The organism is Actinomycetota bacterium, from assembly GCA_035536535.1.
Lineage (GTDB): Bacteria > Actinomycetota > JAICYB01 > JAICYB01 > JAICYB01 > DATLNZ01.
Genome location: DATLNZ010000005.1, coordinates 1 through 16,883 on the forward strand (window position 1 = coordinate 1; position 16,883 = coordinate 16,883).

Below are 16,883 nucleotides of genomic sequence, written 5' to 3' on the forward strand. Positions count from 1 at the left end.
CCTGACCGAGGGCGGGCCGGCAGCCTCCAGGGACACCTCTCCTACCGTGGGCCCGGGAAGGCCAAACCTTTTGCGTCCGTCCATGGTGGCATCGCTGTCAAATCTAGAGCCAACGCAGCTGAGCTTTACAGTCCTCCAGAGCGGGAGTAGGCTTCGACGCGAAGGGGCCCCGCCGTGCCCACGCCGTGCCCGAGCCCCCGGGGATCGCAGACGATGGAACCGACGACACCTTTCTTCGAGCCTCAGGACACCGACCGGATCTCGGCGGTACTGGGCGACCCCACCCGGCGAGCCATGTACCTGCACGTCAAGCAGCGGCACTCACCCCTGACGGTCAACGACATCGCCGAGCACTTCGGGATCCACCGCAACGCGGCCAAGTTCCACCTCGACAAGCTCCTGGCGGCCGGACTGCTCCGCGCGGAATTCCGCCGCGTGAACGGCAAGCGGGGGCCGGGGGCCGGACGCCCCTCGAAGCTGTACTCGGCCTCCGACCAGGAGGTTTCCTTTTCAGTGCCGGACCGCCACTACGACCTGCTGGCGCACCTTCTGCTGAGGGCGCTGACGTCGGGGGCCGGCCTGGAGTCGGTCGGCCGCGAGTTTGGCAGGCAGATGGCGGCGTCGATGAGGCCGCACACGTCCGGATCCGGAGCCGACTGCGTCCGCGACGTCCTGGAACGGCTGGGGTTCGTCCCTTCGGTGGAGCAGGACGCCGACGGCTCCGTCTGGATCACCACCGACAACTGCCCCTTCGGGCGGGTGGCGATGGAGGCCCCCAACCAGGAGGTGTGCCGCCTCGACAGGGCCATCATCCAGGGGATCCTCGAAGAGTTCGACCTCAAACCCCGGACCGTCAGGGAGCACGCCTCCAAGGCCCACGGCCACGACGTGTGCATCCGCGAGGTCGCGACGGCCCCCTCCGCGGCCTCCGAGTAGCTCCCTCCCCAGTTCCTCGCTTCCCCGCCGTCTGGCCGCTAGTGTCGGCGCGACCCGGCGAGGACGCCTATGCACAATTCCCTTTCATCCAGAAGCTGGTTCTCCGGTGGTTCCTGGCAGGCCTGGATCCAGACCTTCAGGGGTCCCCTTACGGCCAGCGGTGTATTCGGAGTGGTGCTGCTGGCTGCGTCGGTCCTGGCGCCCGGACGCGCCTCCGACGTCCCGGCCCGTCCCGAGGCGCCCGCGGCATCCGCTCAGCCCGCGACGAATACCTGCACGGCGTGCGGCGTGGGCTACACGTGCGACTCCAAGTCCGGTCAGTGCGTGCTGCTCAAGCCCCGCAGACCCGACTGCGTGGACGGGTCGCGCTACGACATCAAGGAGGGGTTCTGCGTCCCGTCGGGCGGCCAGCGGCCCCTGGGCAACCCGGCGCCGCAGCGCCCGGGCCCTGTGGCGGCCGTGGCGAGGGCAACCGTCTCCCCCACTGTGACCCCGGAGTCGTCACCCGAGGACCGGTCGCCACACCCCACCTCGACGAGGGCCCCCGCACAGACACCGCCGGACGACGACCATGAGCAGGAACAGGGCCAAACGGGCGACTGAATCCGGTCAGGCGACGACGTCCCAGGTGTCCCCGGACCGCAGTAGCCGGTTGAGATCGCCCGGGCCCTTCTGCCTGGCCTGGGCCACCTGGCGGTCGAGCAGTTCCTCGTAGGTGGGGCGGTCCACCTGCCGGAACATCCCGATGGGGGTCGGTCCGGTCGGGGTGTGGGACAGCCGCGACAGCGCGAACGCGTGCGCCGCGTCCAGAGCGCGTTCGTCGTGGATGACCAGCCGGTCCTCCCCGACCTCCTCGACGTCGACGATTCTCAGCGTCCCGTCGTGGCTCGCCGTCACGCCGCGCTCGTTGTTCGGACCGAAGCGCACGGGCTTGCCGTGCTCCAGCCGGATCTGGTTGAGCTTTTTGGTGTCGCGTCCGGTCAGGGCGATGAAAGCGTCGTCGTTGAAGATGTTGCAGTTCTGGTAGATCTCGATGAACTTGGTCCCCTTGTGCTTTGACGCCTTGCGCAGGATCTCGGTCAGGTGCGCCCGGTCTGAGTCGATGGTCCGGGCGACAAACGAGCACTCGGCCCCCAGGGCCAGGGACACCGGGTTGAACGGGTAGTCGGCGGACCCGAACGGTGTCGACTTCGTCACCTTGCCCAGCTCTGAGGTCGGCGAGTACTGGCCCTTGGTGAGGCCGTAGATCTGGTTGTTGAACAGAAGGATCGTGAGGTTGACGTTTCGGCGCATCGCGTGGATCAGGTGGTTGCCGCCGATGGACAGGGCGTCGCCGTCGCCGGTCACGACCCACACGTCGAGGTTCGGCCTGGTGACGGAAAGCCCGGTGGCGATCGCGGGGGCCCTGCCGTGGATGGTGTGGAACCCGTAGGTCTCCATGTAGTACGGGAACCTCGAAGAGCACCCTATGCCTGAGATGAAAACGGTGTTCTCACGGGGAATCCCCAGTTCCGGCATGAACGTCTGGACGGCCGCGAGCACCGCGTAGTCACCGCAGCCGGGGCACCACCTGACGTCCTGATCGGACGTGTAGTCCTTTTTGGTCAGCGGCAATGTGACCGCGCCCTGAGCGGTTACGGCGCGATCGCCGGTCCCGTCACCGATGCCGGTCCCGTTGGGGTGTCCGTTGCCTTCGCTCAACTCGCTCCTCCCAGGTGGTGCAGCAGCACCGACTCGAGCTCTCCAGCCTTAAAGGGGGCCCCGGTCACCTTCTGGTATCCGTGCGCGTCTACGAGGTACTCCGCGCGGACCAGCCGCAGGAGCTGTCCGAGGTTGATCTCGGGGATGACGACGCTGCTGTAGGAACGCAGGACGTCGCCCAGGTTCGCCGGGAACGGGTTCAGGTGGCGCAGGTGCAGCTGCGCCACCTTGTGGCCCTTGGTGCGGACGCGCCGGCAGGCCGCGCGGATAGGCCCGTAGGTGGAGCCCCACCCGAGCACGAGCACATCGGCGTCGGCGTCGCCGGTGACCTCGGCGGCGGGGATGTCGCGGGCGATCCCGGCGATCTTGGCCGCCCGCAGCCGCACCATGCGGTCGTGGTTGTCCGGGTCGTAGCTGATGTCGCCGCGGCCGTCGGACTTCTCCAGGCCCCCGATCCGGTGCTCCAGTCCGGGGGTCCCCGGGATCGCCCAGGGCCGCGCGAGCGTCACGGGGTCGCGCAGAAAGGGCCAGAACTCCCCGGACTCGTGGTTGGACGCGGTCGTGAACTCGAAGACCCGGCTGAGGTCGGGCAGCTCGTCCACGTCCGGCAGCTTCCACGGCTCGGCCCCCGTGGCCAGAAACGCGTCGGACAGCACGATGACCGGGGTCCGGTACTTCAGGGCGATCCTCGCCGCCTCCAGGACGATGTCGAAGCAGTCCGAGGGACTGCGGGGGGCCAGGATCGGCAGCGGCGACTCGCCGTGGCGTCCGTACATCGCCAGCATCAGGTCGGCCTGCTCGGTCTTGGTCGGCATGCCGGTGGACGGCCCGGCCCGCTGGATGTCGAACACCAGCATGGGCAGCTCCACGGAGATGCCGAGGCTGATCGTCTCAGCTTTCAGGTCCAGGCCCGGGCCGGAGGTGATCGTTACCCCCAGCGACCCCCCGAACGATGCGCCCAGCGCCGCGCCGGCGGCCGAGATCTCGTCTTCGGCCTGCATCGTCTTGATGCCGAACGATTTGTGCCTGGACAGCTCGTGGAGCACATCGGAAGCCGGGGTGATCGGGTAGCCGGCGAGGAAGACCTGCACCCCTGACCGCTCCCCCGCGGCGACCAGCCCGTAGGCCAGCGCCGTGTTCCCGGTGACGTTGCGGTACGTGCCCGGCGCCAGCTTCGCGGGCTTGATCGAGTAGCTGTGGGTGAAGACCTCTGTCGTCTCGCCGAAGGCGTAGCCGGCGCGGAACGCCTTGACGTTGGCCTCGGCGATCTCCGGACGCGACCCGAACTTGCGGGACACCCAGTCCTCGGTGCCCTCGACCGGGCGCGAGAACATCCAGGACAGAAGGCCCAGGGCGAACATGTTCTTCGAGCGCAGGGCCTCCTTCTGGCTGAGGCCCTTGATCCCCTCGAGGGCGCCCAGGGTGAGCTTGTTGAGGGGCACCTCGAAGAGCTGGTAGTCCTGCAGGGTCCCGTCCGTCAGCGGGTTCGACGTGTACTCCGCCTTGGCGAGGTTGCGGTCTTCGAAAGCGTCGGTGTTGGCGATGACGATGCCGCCCGGCAGAAGGTCGCCCAGGTTGGTCTTGAGTGCCGCCGGGTTCATCGCGACCAGCACATTCGGCGAGTCGCCGGGAGTGAGAATGTCGTGGTCCGCGAAGTGCAGCTGAAATCCCGACACACCGAACAGAGTCCCGGCCGGTGCGCGGATCTCGGCCGGGAAGTCGGGCAGCGTGGCGAGGTCGTTGCCCAGGACCGCGGTCGCGTTGGTAAAGCGGTCTCCCGTCACCTGCATTCCGTCGCCGGAGTCTCCGGCGAGGCGGATGACGACCTTGTCGATCTCCTGGACGGTCTTGGGGGCGGCCATGCGGGCTCCTGACGGGGAGAACGGGGGCCGGGCACACTGCAAGAGCCCGTGACACCAGTATAGGGGCGCGCGGAAAAACCTCAGCCCGGGAGGCCGGGCGGGTTAAGCCTGGTTACCTGCGGACGCGGCCCCTCAGCCAGGGAGGCGGCGTCGTCCGGGACAGCCGCCCGGACAGCAGCAGGAGCCCCCAGCCTGCCTCCAGGGCCGCAAGCCCGAACAGCGCGATCCACACCGTGTTGGATCCGCTGCGGGGCAGGCCGTCGGTCTTGGCTGCCGCAGCGGCGGGTCGCACGGGCGCCGGGGATGCGGCTGCCGCCGCGGTCGTGCGGCCGGCGGCGGCGAGGTTGTCGCACGCCTTGCCGTTGCGGTCTGCGTCCAGCCCGTGGGGGTCCTGGGCCGGTCCCCCTTCCTCCTCAAAGAAGGCCTGAGCCTCCGCCTGGCTGTCGAAGTCGGTGCACTCGGCGTCGTCCAGCTGCGGAAGGTCACCGCCCCCGCCCTCGCCTTCGCTCTCCCGCGGAAGCTGGTCGCAGGCCCGCCCGTTTTTGTCGGGGTCCAGCTGCTGCGGACGGCCGTTGGAGTCGTAGTAGTCCTGGGCCTCCTCCTGGGTCTCGAAGGAGTCACACGAGATGTCTTCCACCTGCGCCAGAGCGGGCGACCCCCCCGACAGCACGAGTGCGGCGGTCGCGGCAAAGCAGGCGAGCAAGCGGAGCACACGGGCCATCAAATCCTCCGGTGGTCTGGAAGTGGTGCCGGCACACTTTGCCATGGCCGCTGGCTTCGCGCCAACAGGCGACCAGGCAGCGCTACTGGGGAGGCAGGAATCCGAGTCCCTGCAGGATCGCCTGGCCCCGCTGCGACAGCACGAAACCCGTGAAGGACTGGGCCGCCGCGAGGTTCTTCGTCGCCTTGAGCACCGCCATGGGGTAAATGACCGAGGTCGGGGGCTGAACCTCGACCGCCGACACCTTGTTGCCGGCGGCCTTCACGTCGGAAGCCCAGGCCAGGCCCGCATCCATCGAGCCCTGGGCGACCTTGTTGACCACGGACTTCGAGTCGGGCTCCTGGAAGTCCGGCGTGATCTGCTTGCCCGACTTGGCCACGGCTTCGGCCGCCGCCTTGCCCGCCGGCACCCGCGCCACTGCCCACCCGGCCCGGATGGGTTCGTTCGCCAGATCCGCAAGACCCTGGACCTTCTTCGGGTTGCCCGGCCGCACCACGATCTGCAGCTTGTCGCGCGTGAAGGCGCGGGACCGGTCCGATATCAGGCCGGCCTGCTCCAGCGTCTTCATGTCCGCCTCGTCGGGGGTGGCGAACACGTCGGCGGCCGTCCCGTGTCGCATCTGGGAGGCAAGCTCCGAGGACACACCGAGCTTCAGCTCCACCTTCACCTTCCGGTTCTCGTCCTCGTAGGCCTGCTCCAGCTGCTTCATCGCGTCGGTGAGAGGAGCGGCCGCTGCGACGGTGATGGTGCCTTCCAGGTTCATCGACGGAGGACCGGTGACGTTGAGCCTCGGGTCCGGCGTGACCTTCGGCTTTAGCTCGGCGTCGCCACATGCCGTCGCGACGACGGCCAGGACGGCCGCGGCCAGCAGCCGACGCAGCAGGTGTGGAGTCATCGAGGGATTGTGCCACTGATCCACGTCCAGAAGACACTCCACCTGCCGGGCAGGTCGGGGAGCCGGTTCCGGCGAACCCATCTGCGATACTTGGACGTCCCCTGAATCGCCCGGAGCCAAAGGCCGCCAAATGACCCTGCAGCGCATCGTGTGCCTGCTAGCCGCGCTGGCGATCGCCACCACGGCCAGCGCTACGGCGGCCTCGCGCCGGCAGCCCCCCGCTCTCCTGGACCGGCCGACGGCCGCGGGGACGACGGCAGCCCAGAGCAGCAGCCTCGAGCACGTCGCGCAGGTCGAATACTCCGGAGGCAGTGACTTCGAGTTCGCCACGCTCGCCGGTCGCCGCTACGCCTTCGCGGGCAGGCTCAACGCGCCCGTGCAGGTGATCGACATCTCCGTCCCCCATCAACCCAGGGTCGTGGCGCAGGTGCCGTGCTGGCTGAACCAGAACGACGTCCAGATCAGGGGAACGACTCTTGTCATGGCGGCCGACAGCCGTGGGACCTGCGTCATGTCCGACGGATCAAGCAGGCAGTTCATAGGCTTCGCCACCGCGGACGTCTCCGACCCCCTCAACCCGAGGGTGATCGGCATCGCCAACGTGCCACGGGGGGCGCACAACGTGACCCTGCACCCCGGGGGCCGATACGTCTACGTGTCCAACGCCGACTTGAGCGGGGTCAAGGCGTACATCCACATCTGGGACATCGCCGACCCGGCCCAGCCGAGGCTGGTCCAGAACTGGTTCTACATGCCGGGCACGCAGCCCCACGACATCACCTTCAGCGCGGATGGGCGGCGCGCGTACGTGGCCGCGATAGGACACACGGACATCGTCAACACCGAGGATCCGGAGCGCCCGGTGCTGGTGACGACGCTCGCACACCCCGAAATCGAGATCTCCCACCAGGCCGACCCGACCCCCGACGGCAGGTACCTGCTGGTCTCCGACGAGGTCGGCGGCGGGGTCGTGGGCCCGGCGTGCCCGGGAGGCGGAATTCACGTTTACGACATCTCCGTGGAGCAGGCGCCGGTGAAGGTGGGAGTCTTCTGGGCGGATCCGACCTACGTGCGGGAGGGCGTACGGCAGGGATGCACGTCGCACGTGTTCCGGATCAACCCCGACGGCAGAACGCTGGCCGTCGCCTGGTACACCGCGGGGGTCCACGTCATCGACTTCGGCGACCTGCTGCGCGTCGGTGCCGCCGGAACGGGCGCCGCCACGGGGGCCGGAGCGCGCACCATCGCCTCCCACAAGCCCGCCAACGCCGACACTTGGGCGGCGAAGATGTGGCCGGAGGCGTTTCCCGGCTACGTGTTCGCAAACGACATGAGCCGCGGCTTTGACGTCTACAGGCTCACACCCGCCGCCTAGAGGTCATGGTCAGGCACATCAGGCGCACCGGCGACGGCTCCGACCACCTGGAGAGGCACTTCGAGGAGGTCATAGACCATCTGCTGCGCCAGTCCGGACCCCGATCGCGCCGCCGGACCTGGGCTCCCAACGTCGACGTCTATGACTGTCCAGAGGAGTACGTCGTGGTGGTGGACCTGGCGGGCATAGACCCCGAACGGGTGACGGTGGAGGTGGACCAGAACGACGTCGCCATCATGGGCGAGCGCGGACTGCCCGCAGACCGGGTGAACGGGTGCCGGGAGGGGGCGCCACTTCAGCTCGAGATCCCCTTCGGCGCCTTTGAGCGCCGCCTGCGACTGCCGCAGCCGATCGACTCGTCGGCCTCCAAGGCCACCATGGACTCGGGTCTGCTCACTATCAGGTTCCGCAAGGTCCCCCGGATTGCCAAGAGGGTCCAGATCGAAAGCCCCAAGGGGCCGGGCATCGCCGGATGACGCCGCCGGAACCAAAGCAGCGGCCGAAGGTCCGGGTCGTGGACAAGCGGCGGACGGAGGCGCCCTCCGCACCGACCGCACCGACCGCACAGGTCGAAGAGCTGCCCGTCCTGCCCCTGCAGGAGTCGGTGCTGTTCCCGGGACTGGCCCTGCCGGTGACCGTCGCGCGCGAAGCGTCGCTTCGCCTTATCGAACAGGTCGCCGGCGGCGACAGGATGCTGGCCACCGCCACGCTCAAGGCCCCCCTGACCCCCGATGCGGAAGGACCGGCGTCGCCCGAAGCGCTTTTCGAGGTGGGGACTTCCGCGCGCATCGCGGAGCTGCTGCGTCTGCCGACCGGCGCGACACAGATCGCGGTTCAGGGGCTGACCAGGGTCCGCTTTATCGAGTGGGTGAGCCGGGATCCGTTTTTGGTGGCGCGCGTGCAGCCGCTGGAGGAGACGCCGCCCACGGAGCGGGCGCAGGCGCTTCTCAGGACCGTGCTGACCACGTTCCGCAGGGTGGCCGAGATGGCGCCCTACATACCTCCGCAGTTCGCCGTGGCCGCCATGAACGTGCGCGACCCCGGTGACCTGGCCGACCTGCTCTCGGCGAACCTCAACATCGCGATTGGCGACAAGCAAAGGCTGCTCGAGGAGCTGGACGTCGAGCGGCGGCTGGAAGAGCTGGACTCCCTGCTCAACCAGGAGCTGGGCCTGCTGGAGCTGTCGATCAAGGCCCAGCAGGAGCTGTCCCAGGACGTGCAGCGGATGCAGCGCGAGCAGTTCCTGCGCCGCCAGCTGGAGGTGATCCGCAAGGAGCTCGGCGAGACCGACGAGCAGTCCGGGGAGATCGAGGAGCTGCGACAGAAGGTGCGGGAGTCCGGCATGCCGGACTCAGCGTGCGCGGCGGCCGAGCGTGAACTGGCTCGGCTGGACCGGATGCAGCGGGGGTCTCCCGAGGAGACGGTCACCAGGACATACATCCAGTGGCTGGTGGACGTCCCGTGGACGAAGCAGACCACCGACAACGGCGACCTCGACCACGCCAAGACCGTCCTGGACGCCGACCACCACGGGCTGGACAAGGTCAAGGACCGTATCCTCGAGTACCTGGCCGTCACGAAGCTGCGTCCGGACCGCCGCAGCCCGATCCTGTGCTTCTCGGGGCCCCCGGGGGTGGGAAAGACGTCGCTGGGACAGTCGATCGCCAAGGCGCTCGGGCGGTCGTTCGTGCGGATGTCGCTGGGCGGGGTCCGGGACGAGGCCGAGATCCGCGGCCACAGGCGCACCTACGTCGGCGCGCTGCCGGGACGCATCGTCCAGGGGCTGCACAAGGCCGGGTCGATCAACCCCGTGATGATGCTCGACGAGATCGACAAGCTCGGGGCGGACTTCCGCGGCGACCCCTCCGCCGCGCTGCTCGAGGTGCTGGACCCCGAGCAGAACCACTCGTTCTCGGACCACTACCTGGAGGTCCCGATCGACCTATCCCGGGTGATGTTCATCTGCACGGCCAACTTTCTGGACGCCATCCCCGGCCCCCTTCGCGACCGCATGGAGATCATCGAGCTGCGCGGCTACACCGAGCCCGAGAAGCTGGACATCGCCAAGCATCACCTGCTGCCCAGGCAGCTCGTCGACCACGGGCTGACCCCCAAGCGCGCGGCCGTGTCCGACGACGCGCTTCGCAGGCTGGTACGCGAGTACACGTCCGAGGCGGGGGTCCGGAACCTCGAAAGGCAGATAGCGTCGGTGCTGCGAAAGGTCGCTCGCCGCATCGCGGCCGGAGAGACCAAAAAGGTCACGGTCCGCGGCAAGGACCTGGACGAAATGCTGGGGCCGCCGCTCATCCGCGGCGACATCGTGTCCGGGCGCGATGAGGTCGGGGTGGCGACCGGACTCGCCTGGACCCCCGTCGGCGGCGACATCCTGTTCGTCGAGGCGGTGCTGGTGCCGGGCAAAGGCAGCTTCGTGCTCACCGGCCAGTTGGGTGACGTGATGAAGGAGTCGGCAAGGGCCGGGCTCACATACGCCAGGTCACGCTCCGCTCAGATCGGGGCGCCGGAGAACTGGTACGACGACTACGAGGTCCACGTCCACGTGCCCGCCGGGGCGATCCCGAAGGACGGTCCGTCCGCCGGGGTGACGATGGTCGTGGCCATGGTGTCGGCGATCACGCGCAATCCGGTCCGTCGGCGGGTGGCCATGACCGGCGAGATAACGCTGCGCGGGAAGGTCCTGCCGGTGGGTGGAATCAAGGAGAAGGTCATCGCGGCGCACCGGTCCGGCGTGAAGACCGTGATCCTGCCGCGCGACAACGAACCGGACCTGCGCGACGTCCCGGACCTGGTCCGCAAGGACCTGCGGTTCGTGCTCGTTGAGCACATGGACGAGGTCCTGCGGGAGGCTCTGGTGAAGCCGGTCACCGCCCTGAAGCCGGCGGAGTTGGTGTCGCCGTCGGGAACGGTCGCGCTCCGGGGCAGAGCCTCCGCCAAGGCCTGACCGGCCGTTCGTACGTCCCGGCCGTTCAGACTCGCGAACTTTTCGGCCTCCCGTCTCGTCGTCCCTGGTGACGGCAAACCGCGGGGAGGCAATGTGTACGCCGTGGACCAGATCCGGACTCAGATGGACGAAGACGATCTGGACCCCTTGGCGGCCCGGGCCGCCGGGGGTGACCTGGACGCGTTTGAGCAACTCGTTCTGATGCTTCAGGGGCCGATGCGCTCGCTGTGCCGGCGGATCCTGCGCGACGACCAGCTGGGCGACGATGCGGCGCAGGAGTCCCTCGTTCGGATGTGGCGCGGGCTCGGCGAACGCGACACCTCCGGGAGGTTCGTCGCCTGGGCCTTCACCGTGGCGCGCAACACGAGTGTGGAGATGCTGAGGCGGGAGGTTCGCCGTCCGGTCCCGGTAGACGAGGTGCCGGTGGCGGGAGATCCGACCGATGCACTGGACCTGCGGCATGCGGTGCAGGCCGCGGTCGCCGCCCTCGAGGATCCCTTCAGGACGACCTTCGTGCTCCGCGAAGCGGGGATGTCCTACGAGGAGGTGGCCGAGGCAGAGGGATGTCCGGTCGGGACCGTCCGCTCCCGGTTGCACGAGGCCCGCCGCCGGCTGGCCGAGTCGCTGTCCCCATGGATGTTCGAAAGGTGAACGAGATGATTGACGAAAGGCTTGACTCTCTTCTGCGCAGGGCACGACCCGAAGACCCGTCCGACGACGGCTTCACGGACTCGGTGATGCGCCGGGTCAGCCGGCAGGACCGGGGGCACCCCAGGTTTGGACGCGCGGCGGCCATCGCCATGGCGACGGTCGTCATGGCTGCGGGAGCCGCGGCGGCCATGCGCTCCACGCCCCCGGCGTCCGCGCCCAAGGCGACCTCTGCGCCGGCCCTGTCGGCGCCGTCACTGCCGGGCAGCCCGCTGCCGGACCCGCGCCGTGCGGTCGGCGCGGTCCGGCGCGAGGTGGAGGATCGCGCCCGGGACGCTGGGATTCTCCCGACCCCCTCCGGCTCGCCCAGCCGGGACGGCCGGCTGGACCACGGATACTCGTCACCGCACACGGCGTGGGTCCAGCACCCTTCGGGGCTGCGGCTGGAGACCGAGACCCACGCCAACGAGCACTCCGGGGCACATCCGCTGCGCGTGACACTGTCACTCGAGAACCGCTCTTCGTCACCGCTGAAGGTCTGGACCTACACCGACTGCCCGGTGGGTGCGATGGCGTTGCTTCACGACCGGTCGTCGCCGGCCAGAGAGTTCCAGTGCACGGCTCCGGAGCAATCGCCGGACCACTCGTTTTCGATGGGACCCGGTCAGCGCCTGAGCTTCGACGTCCAGCTGGACCCGCGCCAGCCGGGCAACTGGGAGGTCATCGGCGGGTGCGCGTGCGGGACGGAGCAGGCGCCGGTCTGGACGCCGGCTCCCCGGCCGACGCCCATGGATCAGCGAGACCCGCAGCGGTCGCCGTCGCTCGACCCCTTTCCCACGAAGCCGCCGCCCACCTACCGGCCGGCTCCCTCTCCGGACGACTCGAGCCGCGGGCCGGGGGGGCTGCGTACACCGCCGATCAGGCTGGTCGTGCGCTGACGCGGACGCACGAGGCGCGGCCGCAATGCGGCCGCGCCTCGTGTACTTTGGCCTCCTCGGGGACGTGGTGCAGCCTGGTTAGCACGCAGGCCTTTCACGCCTGAAACGCGGGTTCGAATCCCGTCGTCCCTACGGCGGCCATTTCGAGGGCGAGGACGGTCGAGTGCGAGTCGGCTTCGGCCTGATCACGTGTCAAAGGCACCCGGGCGACACCCGGTCCGACGCCGACGTCTACCGCGAGGCGGTGGAGCTGTCCGTGCTGGCGGAGAAGTCCGGGTTCGACTCCGTGTGGACGTCCGAGCACCACTTCCTCGACGACGGCTACATGCCCTCGCTGCTGGTCCTGTCGGCGGCAATCGCCCAGGCCACGCAGCGCATCACCATCGGCACCGGCGTCCTGCTGGCCCCGCTGCACCACCCGCTTCGGCTCGCCGAGGACGCCGCCACGGTCCAGCTTCTGTCCGGCGGCCGCCTGGTTCTCGGGATCGGGGCGGGGTGGCGTCCGGAGGAGTTCGAGGTGCTGGGGGTGCCGCTGGGCGAGCGCGCTTCGAGGCTGCGCGAGACGGTGGCGATCCTGCGCGGCGCCTGGGGGCCGGGAGCCTTCTCGCATGAGGGCCGGCACTGGCGCCTGGACCGGGTCAACGTCACGCCCAAGCCCCACGTCCCGATCCCGCTGTGGATAGGCGGCTTCGCCGAGCCGGCAATACGACGCGCCGGGCGCATCGCCGACGGGTTCCTGGGGTCTTCGTCCGGGACGTCCGGCATCGACGGGTTCCGGCGGGCGCACAAGCTGGCGATGGAGGGACTCCGGCAGGCCGGACGCGATCCCTCCGACTTCCGCTTCGGACTGCACGTTCCTGTGTTCGCGTGGGACGAAGGCGACGCGTGGGAGTTGGTGAAGCCGTGGTACCACTACCTGCGCTGGAAGTACCCCGACATGGGGGCCGCCCGGGGCTCCGATACCGCGGCGTCGCCCCCGCCGCTCACCGCCGACGAGGAGGCACAGTTGCGGTCGACGATCATCTGCGGGACGCCGGAACAGGTCGTCGAGGAGCTGAAGCAGTTTCGGGACGCTCTGGGCGACGACGTCCACTTCATCTGCAGGTCCTACTTCTCCGGCATGCCGCTGGACGTCCAGTCGCGGGCTGTCGAGATCATCGGCTCCCGCGTGATCCCGGCCCTGAGGTCCTGAGCATGTTTCGCGCGTTCCACGGCGTCTGGGCCTACGTGGTGGTTGCGGTCAACCTCGCCGTCGGGCTCTGGGGCCTGGGATGGGTCCGAAAGCGGATGCCACCACCGAGGACGTTCTGGAAGGCCGTGGTCGCCGGCCAGGCGGTGCTGGCGGTTCAGGTGGTCGCGGGCGTGATCCTGCTCAACCAGCTGGGGGCCGAACCCGGATTCCACGTCTTCTACGGCTTTGTAGTGCTGATCGCGGCTGCACTGTCGTGGGCATTTCGGGGGGACTCACCGAGGAGGGCGGTCACGGTGGCCTCGATCGTGGCCCTGTTCGTGGGTGCGGTGTCGGTGCGCGCGATGCTCACAGCTGGCCGCTGAAGGCAGACAGATGATCCGCGCCGTCACCTTCGACTGCTGGGGCACGCTTCTCACCGACCGCGACTACACGTGCGTCTCGTCCACCCGCGTGCGGGCGCTGGCGGAGCACAGCGGAGGCAAACTGACGGTGGCCGACGCCCGTGAGCTTCTGGACCGCGCCTGGCGCACCCACTACGACTCTTGGGTCTCCGGCTGCCACTACGGCTCGGAGGGCATGGCTGATTTCTGCGTCCGAGAGCTCGGGGGCCCGGAGGAGCTGTCGGCCACCCTGTGCGCCGCGTTCGAGGACGCCGCTCAGGAAGGTGACGTCGAGGCGCTGCCGGGGGCCGTGGAATCCCTGAAGCTGCTGCGTGAGGCAGGTATCCGTACGGCTCTGGTCTGCGACACCGGCTTCACCCCGGGACGGGTCGTCCGGCGGTTCATGGAGCAGCTGGGGCTTGCCGGGCACCTGGAGTTCTACGCGTTCTCCAACGAGGTGGGCGTGCCCAAGCCGGACAGGCGCATGTTCCTGGCGGCGCTGGACGGGCTGGCGGTCTCACCGGCGGAAGCCGTGCACGTCGGCGACCTGCTGCGCACGGATGTCACCGGCGCCCGCGGCGCGGGGATGAAGACGGTGAGGATCACCGCCCTCCGGGGGTCCGGCTCCCCGATCTTCGCCAAGTCAGAGTCAGACGACGCCGGGGACGAGGCCGATGAGGTCGTGTCGACGCACTGGGAGCTTCCCGACGCCCTGCGCAGGCTGGGCGTGGCTGTCTAGGCACCTCTGGGGGGCGTCCGGCAGGATGCGAGGCCCCCGCGTCGAAGGGTCTAAGGACCGGACGAGCGAAAGGCCGCAGGTGAGGATCCGCGCGGTTCGTGTGGCGATGGCTGTGTCGGCCATGGCTCTGGTGATGTCGCTGGCCCCTGCTCCCGTGGGTTCTCAGGTCCCGGTTCCCGTGCCGCTTCTGCGTCTGACGCCGGTCGCCACCCTCCAGATGCCGGTCGCCACGGCGACCCGGCCCGGGGACAACGCCCTTTACGTGGCAGAGCAGACGGGCCGCGTCATGGCCATCCACGATGGGGTCGTGGACCCGGCTCCCGCGCTGGACCTCACGGGCCAGATCTCCTCGGGCGGTGAGCGGGGACTACTCGGCCTGGTCTTCTCCCGGGACGGATCCCTGATGTACGTCAACTTCACCGACCCTGCGGGGGACACACGGGTGTCGGAGTTCCGGATGTCGGGGGGCCGGGCCGATCACGCTTCCCGCCGCGACCTTCTGTTCATCGACCAGCCCTTCGCCAACCACAACGGGGGGGCCCTGGCCTTCGGGCCGGGCGGCCACCTGTACATCGCGACCGGCGATGGGGGCAGCGGCGGCGACCCGCAGAACAACGGCCAATCGCTCAACACGCTTCTCGGAAAGATCCTGCGGATCGACCCCCGCCCTTCCGGGACGGCCGCCTACACCATCCCGGCGGGCAACCCGTTCGTGGGCGTGGCGGGGGCGCGTCCGGAGATCTGGTCGTACGGGCTGCGCAACCCGTGGCGGTTTTCCTTCGACAGGGTCACCGGCGACATCTGGATCGGCGACGTGGGACAGAACCTGTGGGAGGAGATCGACTACCGGCCCGCCTCCAGCCTCGGAGGCGAGAACTACGGCTGGCGTCAGATGGAGGGCACGCACCCCTACAACGGGGGGACGGAACCGCCCAACCACGTGCCGCCCATCCACGAGTACGCAAACGACCGGGGGACGTGCGCGGTGACCGGGGGCTACGTGTACCGCGGCACGCGGATTCCGTCGCTTCAGGGCACCTACGTCTACTCGGACTACTGCCTCGGAACGCTGCGGGGCCTGCGCCAAGTCGCCGGGACGAAGGTCTCCGATGCGGACCTGGGGGCCGCCGCTCCCCTCGTGGCTTCGTTCGGAGAGGACGGTTCCGGCGAACTGTACGTCCTGTCGCTCGGGGGCCCGGTGTTTCGCATCGACCCGGTACTCGTCTGACGCCCAGGGGCTTTCCCTCGCCCGAGAGGCTGGGTGAGGAGCTGTCGGCGCTTGGGTTCGCAGAGGCGGATGGTCGGGCCGTCCTCGACTCGCTGCCTGCCAGCGACGACCATGAACTGCTCGCGGCGCGCGATGAGTTCGTGGCCGGATTGGCGGATCGAAGCGATGCGCAACGGCCGCTCCCCGTGTCGCCGGGGCGGCCGCTGTTCGCAGTCCACGTGATCCTGGCCGCCCTGGACGAAATTCGGACTGCGCACCGAGCCCTGGGAATCCCCGACGACGTCTCGACGGCGACGTTGTCCTGGTTGGGCTCCGAAGTGGCCCGGCATCGCGGGGAGCATGGTTCTGCCGGGCTCGAAGTTGGTTGGTGGGACTCCATGCGTTTCTCAGGACTGCTGTACCAGGCCGGCCCCCTTACCGTGATCCCCTATCGGCTCTGCGTCCATCCCGAAGCCGGACCGCTCTTCTGGTACGACGAGCAAGCGGCAGATGCGTTAGGGCCTGGCTTCCGGCGTGGCGACGCGGCGCTCTCACAGCATGTCCCGCGGGGCGCCTCGCTCTCGGCCGAGGCTTGCGACCTCGCCTTCGAGCTGATGAGCCAGGCGTTCACGCGGTACTTCGCCGATCAAGTCCCGCGCGTCGTAACGTGCACGTCGTGGCTGCTCGACGAGCAGCTGGCCGAGTATCTCCCGGCGTCCTCGAACATCATCGGCTTTCAGCGACGCTTCGAGGTGGTCCCGGGAGGCCGCGACGACGCCGAGGAGATACTCACGCATGTATTCGGACCGGACCGTCCGGGCGACCTGTCGCAGCTTCCCGAGGACACGACGCTCCAGCGAGCGGTGCTGCAGCATCTGCGGGCGGGCCGAAACTGGCGCGTGAGGACGGGTTGGATCGCCCTGCCCCCAAGCGGCGAGCCGTCGGTGTAGAACGACTCGCGGCCGCTGAGTCTCAGGCGGAAGCTATCGAGAACACCTGCGGGCTTCGAGATTCCCGGTTTCTCCAGTGGTGTCTGCATCCCTGCACATGGCAGGCTTAACAGCATCCTGACGCAGGCAGGCTTGAGGGGGACCCGATGAGGTACCTGGTGATCGTGGAGGAGACGGAGACTGGATTCTCCGCCTACTCACCCGATCTGCCCGGATGCATCGCCACAGCAGCGTCTCTTCTGGAACTGGAACGGGAGATGACTGAGGCCATTCGATTCCACATCGAGGGATTGCGCCTCGAAGGATCCGAGGTTCCCGGACCCCGCAGTTCTTCGACCTACGTCGACGTCCCCGCCTGAGCTGACGAGGGCTCCGGCGGT

Annotated in this window: 17 protein-coding genes and 1 tRNA gene; 14 read left to right on the top strand and 4 right to left on the bottom strand. The window is 68.9% G+C overall.

Annotated elements, in window-relative coordinates:
• Positions 1–213 precede the first annotated feature (213 nt).
• Both VNE62_00235 and VNE62_00240 read left to right on the top strand, forming a co-directional pair.
• The gene (locus VNE62_00235) at positions 214–936 is read left to right on the top strand and encodes a helix-turn-helix domain-containing protein (GenBank protein ID HVE90718.1); all 723 of its coding nucleotides are present in this window, start codon (positions 214–216) and stop codon (positions 934–936) included.
• Positions 937–1,005: 69 nt separating this feature from the next.
• Positions 1,006–1,539 (top strand): hypothetical protein, encoded by a 534-nt coding sequence (locus VNE62_00240; GenBank protein HVE90719.1) that lies wholly within the window; start codon positions 1,006–1,008, stop codon positions 1,537–1,539.
• A 6-nt stretch (positions 1,540–1,545) separates the two neighbouring features.
• On the opposite strand, the gene VNE62_00245 is transcribed toward VNE62_00240, so the two are convergent.
• The 4 genes from VNE62_00245 to modA form a co-directional block, all read right to left on the bottom strand.
• On the bottom strand, positions 1,546–2,550 hold the full coding sequence (locus tag VNE62_00245; GenBank protein ID HVE90720.1) for a 2-oxoacid:ferredoxin oxidoreductase subunit beta: 1,005 nt from the start codon (positions 2,548–2,550) through the stop codon (positions 1,546–1,548).
• An 83-nt stretch (positions 2,551–2,633) separates the two neighbouring features.
• Positions 2,634–4,499 carry a 2-oxoacid:acceptor oxidoreductase subunit alpha gene (locus VNE62_00250; GenBank protein HVE90721.1) on the bottom strand — a complete coding sequence of 622 codons (1,866 nt, stop codon included), beginning with the start codon at positions 4,497–4,499 and terminating at the stop codon, positions 2,634–2,636.
• A 112-nt stretch (positions 4,500–4,611) separates the two neighbouring features.
• Positions 4,612–5,220, bottom strand: coding sequence for a hypothetical protein (locus VNE62_00255; protein HVE90722.1), 609 nt, complete (start codon positions 5,218–5,220; stop codon positions 4,612–4,614).
• Positions 5,221–5,302: 82 nt separating this feature from the next.
• On the bottom strand, positions 5,303–6,115 hold the full coding sequence (gene modA / locus VNE62_00260; protein HVE90723.1) for a molybdate ABC transporter substrate-binding protein: 813 nt from the start codon (positions 6,113–6,115) through the stop codon (positions 5,303–5,305).
• A gap of 130 nt (positions 6,116–6,245) precedes the next feature.
• On the opposite strand from modA, the gene VNE62_00265 reads away from it, so the two are divergent.
• The 12 genes from VNE62_00265 (at position 6,246) to VNE62_00320 (ending at position 16,862) form a co-directional block, all read left to right on the top strand.
• A complete protein-coding gene (locus tag VNE62_00265) occupies positions 6,246–7,490 on the top strand; it encodes a hypothetical protein (protein ID HVE90724.1) in 1,245 nt (414 codons plus the stop codon).
• Between the two features lie 5 nt (positions 7,491–7,495).
• Complete coding sequence (locus VNE62_00270) at positions 7,496–7,966, top strand: Hsp20/alpha crystallin family protein (GenBank protein HVE90725.1); 471 nt, start codon at positions 7,496–7,498, stop codon at positions 7,964–7,966.
• Positions 7,963–10,449 carry an endopeptidase La gene (gene lon, locus VNE62_00275; protein HVE90726.1) on the top strand — a complete coding sequence of 829 codons (2,487 nt, stop codon included), beginning with the start codon at positions 7,963–7,965 and terminating at the stop codon, positions 10,447–10,449. The genes VNE62_00270 and lon overlap by 4 nt, the downstream gene beginning before the upstream one ends.
• A 93-nt stretch (positions 10,450–10,542) precedes the next feature.
• On the top strand, positions 10,543–11,100 hold the full coding sequence (locus VNE62_00280) for an RNA polymerase sigma factor (protein ID HVE90727.1): 558 nt from the start codon (positions 10,543–10,545) through the stop codon (positions 11,098–11,100).
• Positions 11,097–12,035 (top strand): hypothetical protein, encoded by a 939-nt coding sequence (locus tag VNE62_00285; GenBank protein ID HVE90728.1) that lies wholly within the window; start codon positions 11,097–11,099, stop codon positions 12,033–12,035. Before VNE62_00280 ends, VNE62_00285 begins: the two co-directional genes overlap by 4 nt.
• A 58-nt stretch (positions 12,036–12,093) precedes the next feature.
• Positions 12,094–12,167 (top strand) — tRNA-Glu (locus tag VNE62_00290).
• 31 nt (positions 12,168–12,198) lie between these two features.
• Positions 12,199–13,227 (top strand): LLM class flavin-dependent oxidoreductase, encoded by a 1,029-nt coding sequence (locus VNE62_00295; GenBank protein ID HVE90729.1) that lies wholly within the window; start codon positions 12,199–12,201, stop codon positions 13,225–13,227.
• A 2-nt stretch (positions 13,228–13,229) separates the two neighbouring features.
• Positions 13,230–13,589, top strand: a complete 360-nt coding sequence (locus VNE62_00300; protein ID HVE90730.1) for a hypothetical protein — start codon at positions 13,230–13,232, stop codon at positions 13,587–13,589.
• A gap of 10 nt (positions 13,590–13,599) precedes the next feature.
• The gene (locus VNE62_00305) at positions 13,600–14,346 is read left to right on the top strand and encodes an HAD family hydrolase (GenBank protein ID HVE90731.1); all 747 of its coding nucleotides are present in this window, start codon (positions 13,600–13,602) and stop codon (positions 14,344–14,346) included.
• 79 nt (positions 14,347–14,425) lie between these two features.
• Positions 14,426–15,574: a PQQ-dependent sugar dehydrogenase gene (locus VNE62_00310; GenBank protein ID HVE90732.1), complete on the top strand. Its 1,149-nt coding sequence runs from the start codon at positions 14,426–14,428 to the stop codon at positions 15,572–15,574.
• Between the two features lie 377 nt (positions 15,575–15,951).
• A complete protein-coding gene (locus VNE62_00315; protein HVE90733.1) occupies positions 15,952–16,503 on the top strand; it encodes a hypothetical protein in 552 nt (183 codons plus the stop codon).
• A 146-nt stretch (positions 16,504–16,649) separates the two neighbouring features.
• Positions 16,650–16,862, top strand: a complete 213-nt coding sequence (locus VNE62_00320; protein ID HVE90734.1) for a type II toxin-antitoxin system HicB family antitoxin — start codon at positions 16,650–16,652, stop codon at positions 16,860–16,862.
• Positions 16,863–16,883: the final 21 nt, after the last annotated feature.

What these genes read in the sequence shown, in the direction of transcription:
- VNE62_00235 (HVE90718.1), top strand. Translation starts at nt 214, where the DNA reads ATGGAACCGACGACACCTTTCTTCGAGCCTCAGGACACCGACCGGATC.
- VNE62_00240 (HVE90719.1), top strand. Translation starts at nt 1,006, where the DNA reads ATGCACAATTCCCTTTCATCCAGAAGCTGGTTCTCCGGTGGTTCCTGG.
- VNE62_00250 (HVE90721.1), bottom strand. Translation starts at nt 4,499, where the DNA reads ATGGCCGCCCCCAAGACCGTCCAGGAGATCGACAAGGTCGTCATCCGC.
- VNE62_00255 (HVE90722.1), bottom strand. Translation starts at nt 5,220, where the DNA reads ATGGCCCGTGTGCTCCGCTTGCTCGCCTGCTTTGCCGCGACCGCCGCA.
- modA (HVE90723.1), bottom strand. Translation starts at nt 6,115, where the DNA reads ATGACTCCACACCTGCTGCGTCGGCTGCTGGCCGCGGCCGTCCTGGCC.
- VNE62_00265 (HVE90724.1), top strand. Translation starts at nt 6,246, where the DNA reads ATGACCCTGCAGCGCATCGTGTGCCTGCTAGCCGCGCTGGCGATCGCC.
- VNE62_00270 (HVE90725.1), top strand. Translation starts at nt 7,496, where the DNA reads ATGGTCAGGCACATCAGGCGCACCGGCGACGGCTCCGACCACCTGGAG.
- lon (HVE90726.1), top strand. Translation starts at nt 7,963, where the DNA reads ATGACGCCGCCGGAACCAAAGCAGCGGCCGAAGGTCCGGGTCGTGGAC.
- VNE62_00300 (HVE90730.1), top strand. Translation starts at nt 13,230, where the DNA reads ATGTTTCGCGCGTTCCACGGCGTCTGGGCCTACGTGGTGGTTGCGGTC.
- VNE62_00305 (HVE90731.1), top strand. Translation starts at nt 13,600, where the DNA reads ATGATCCGCGCCGTCACCTTCGACTGCTGGGGCACGCTTCTCACCGAC.
- VNE62_00315 (HVE90733.1), top strand. Translation starts at nt 15,952, where the DNA reads ATGCGTTTCTCAGGACTGCTGTACCAGGCCGGCCCCCTTACCGTGATC.
- VNE62_00320 (HVE90734.1), top strand. Translation starts at nt 16,650, where the DNA reads ATGAGGTACCTGGTGATCGTGGAGGAGACGGAGACTGGATTCTCCGCC.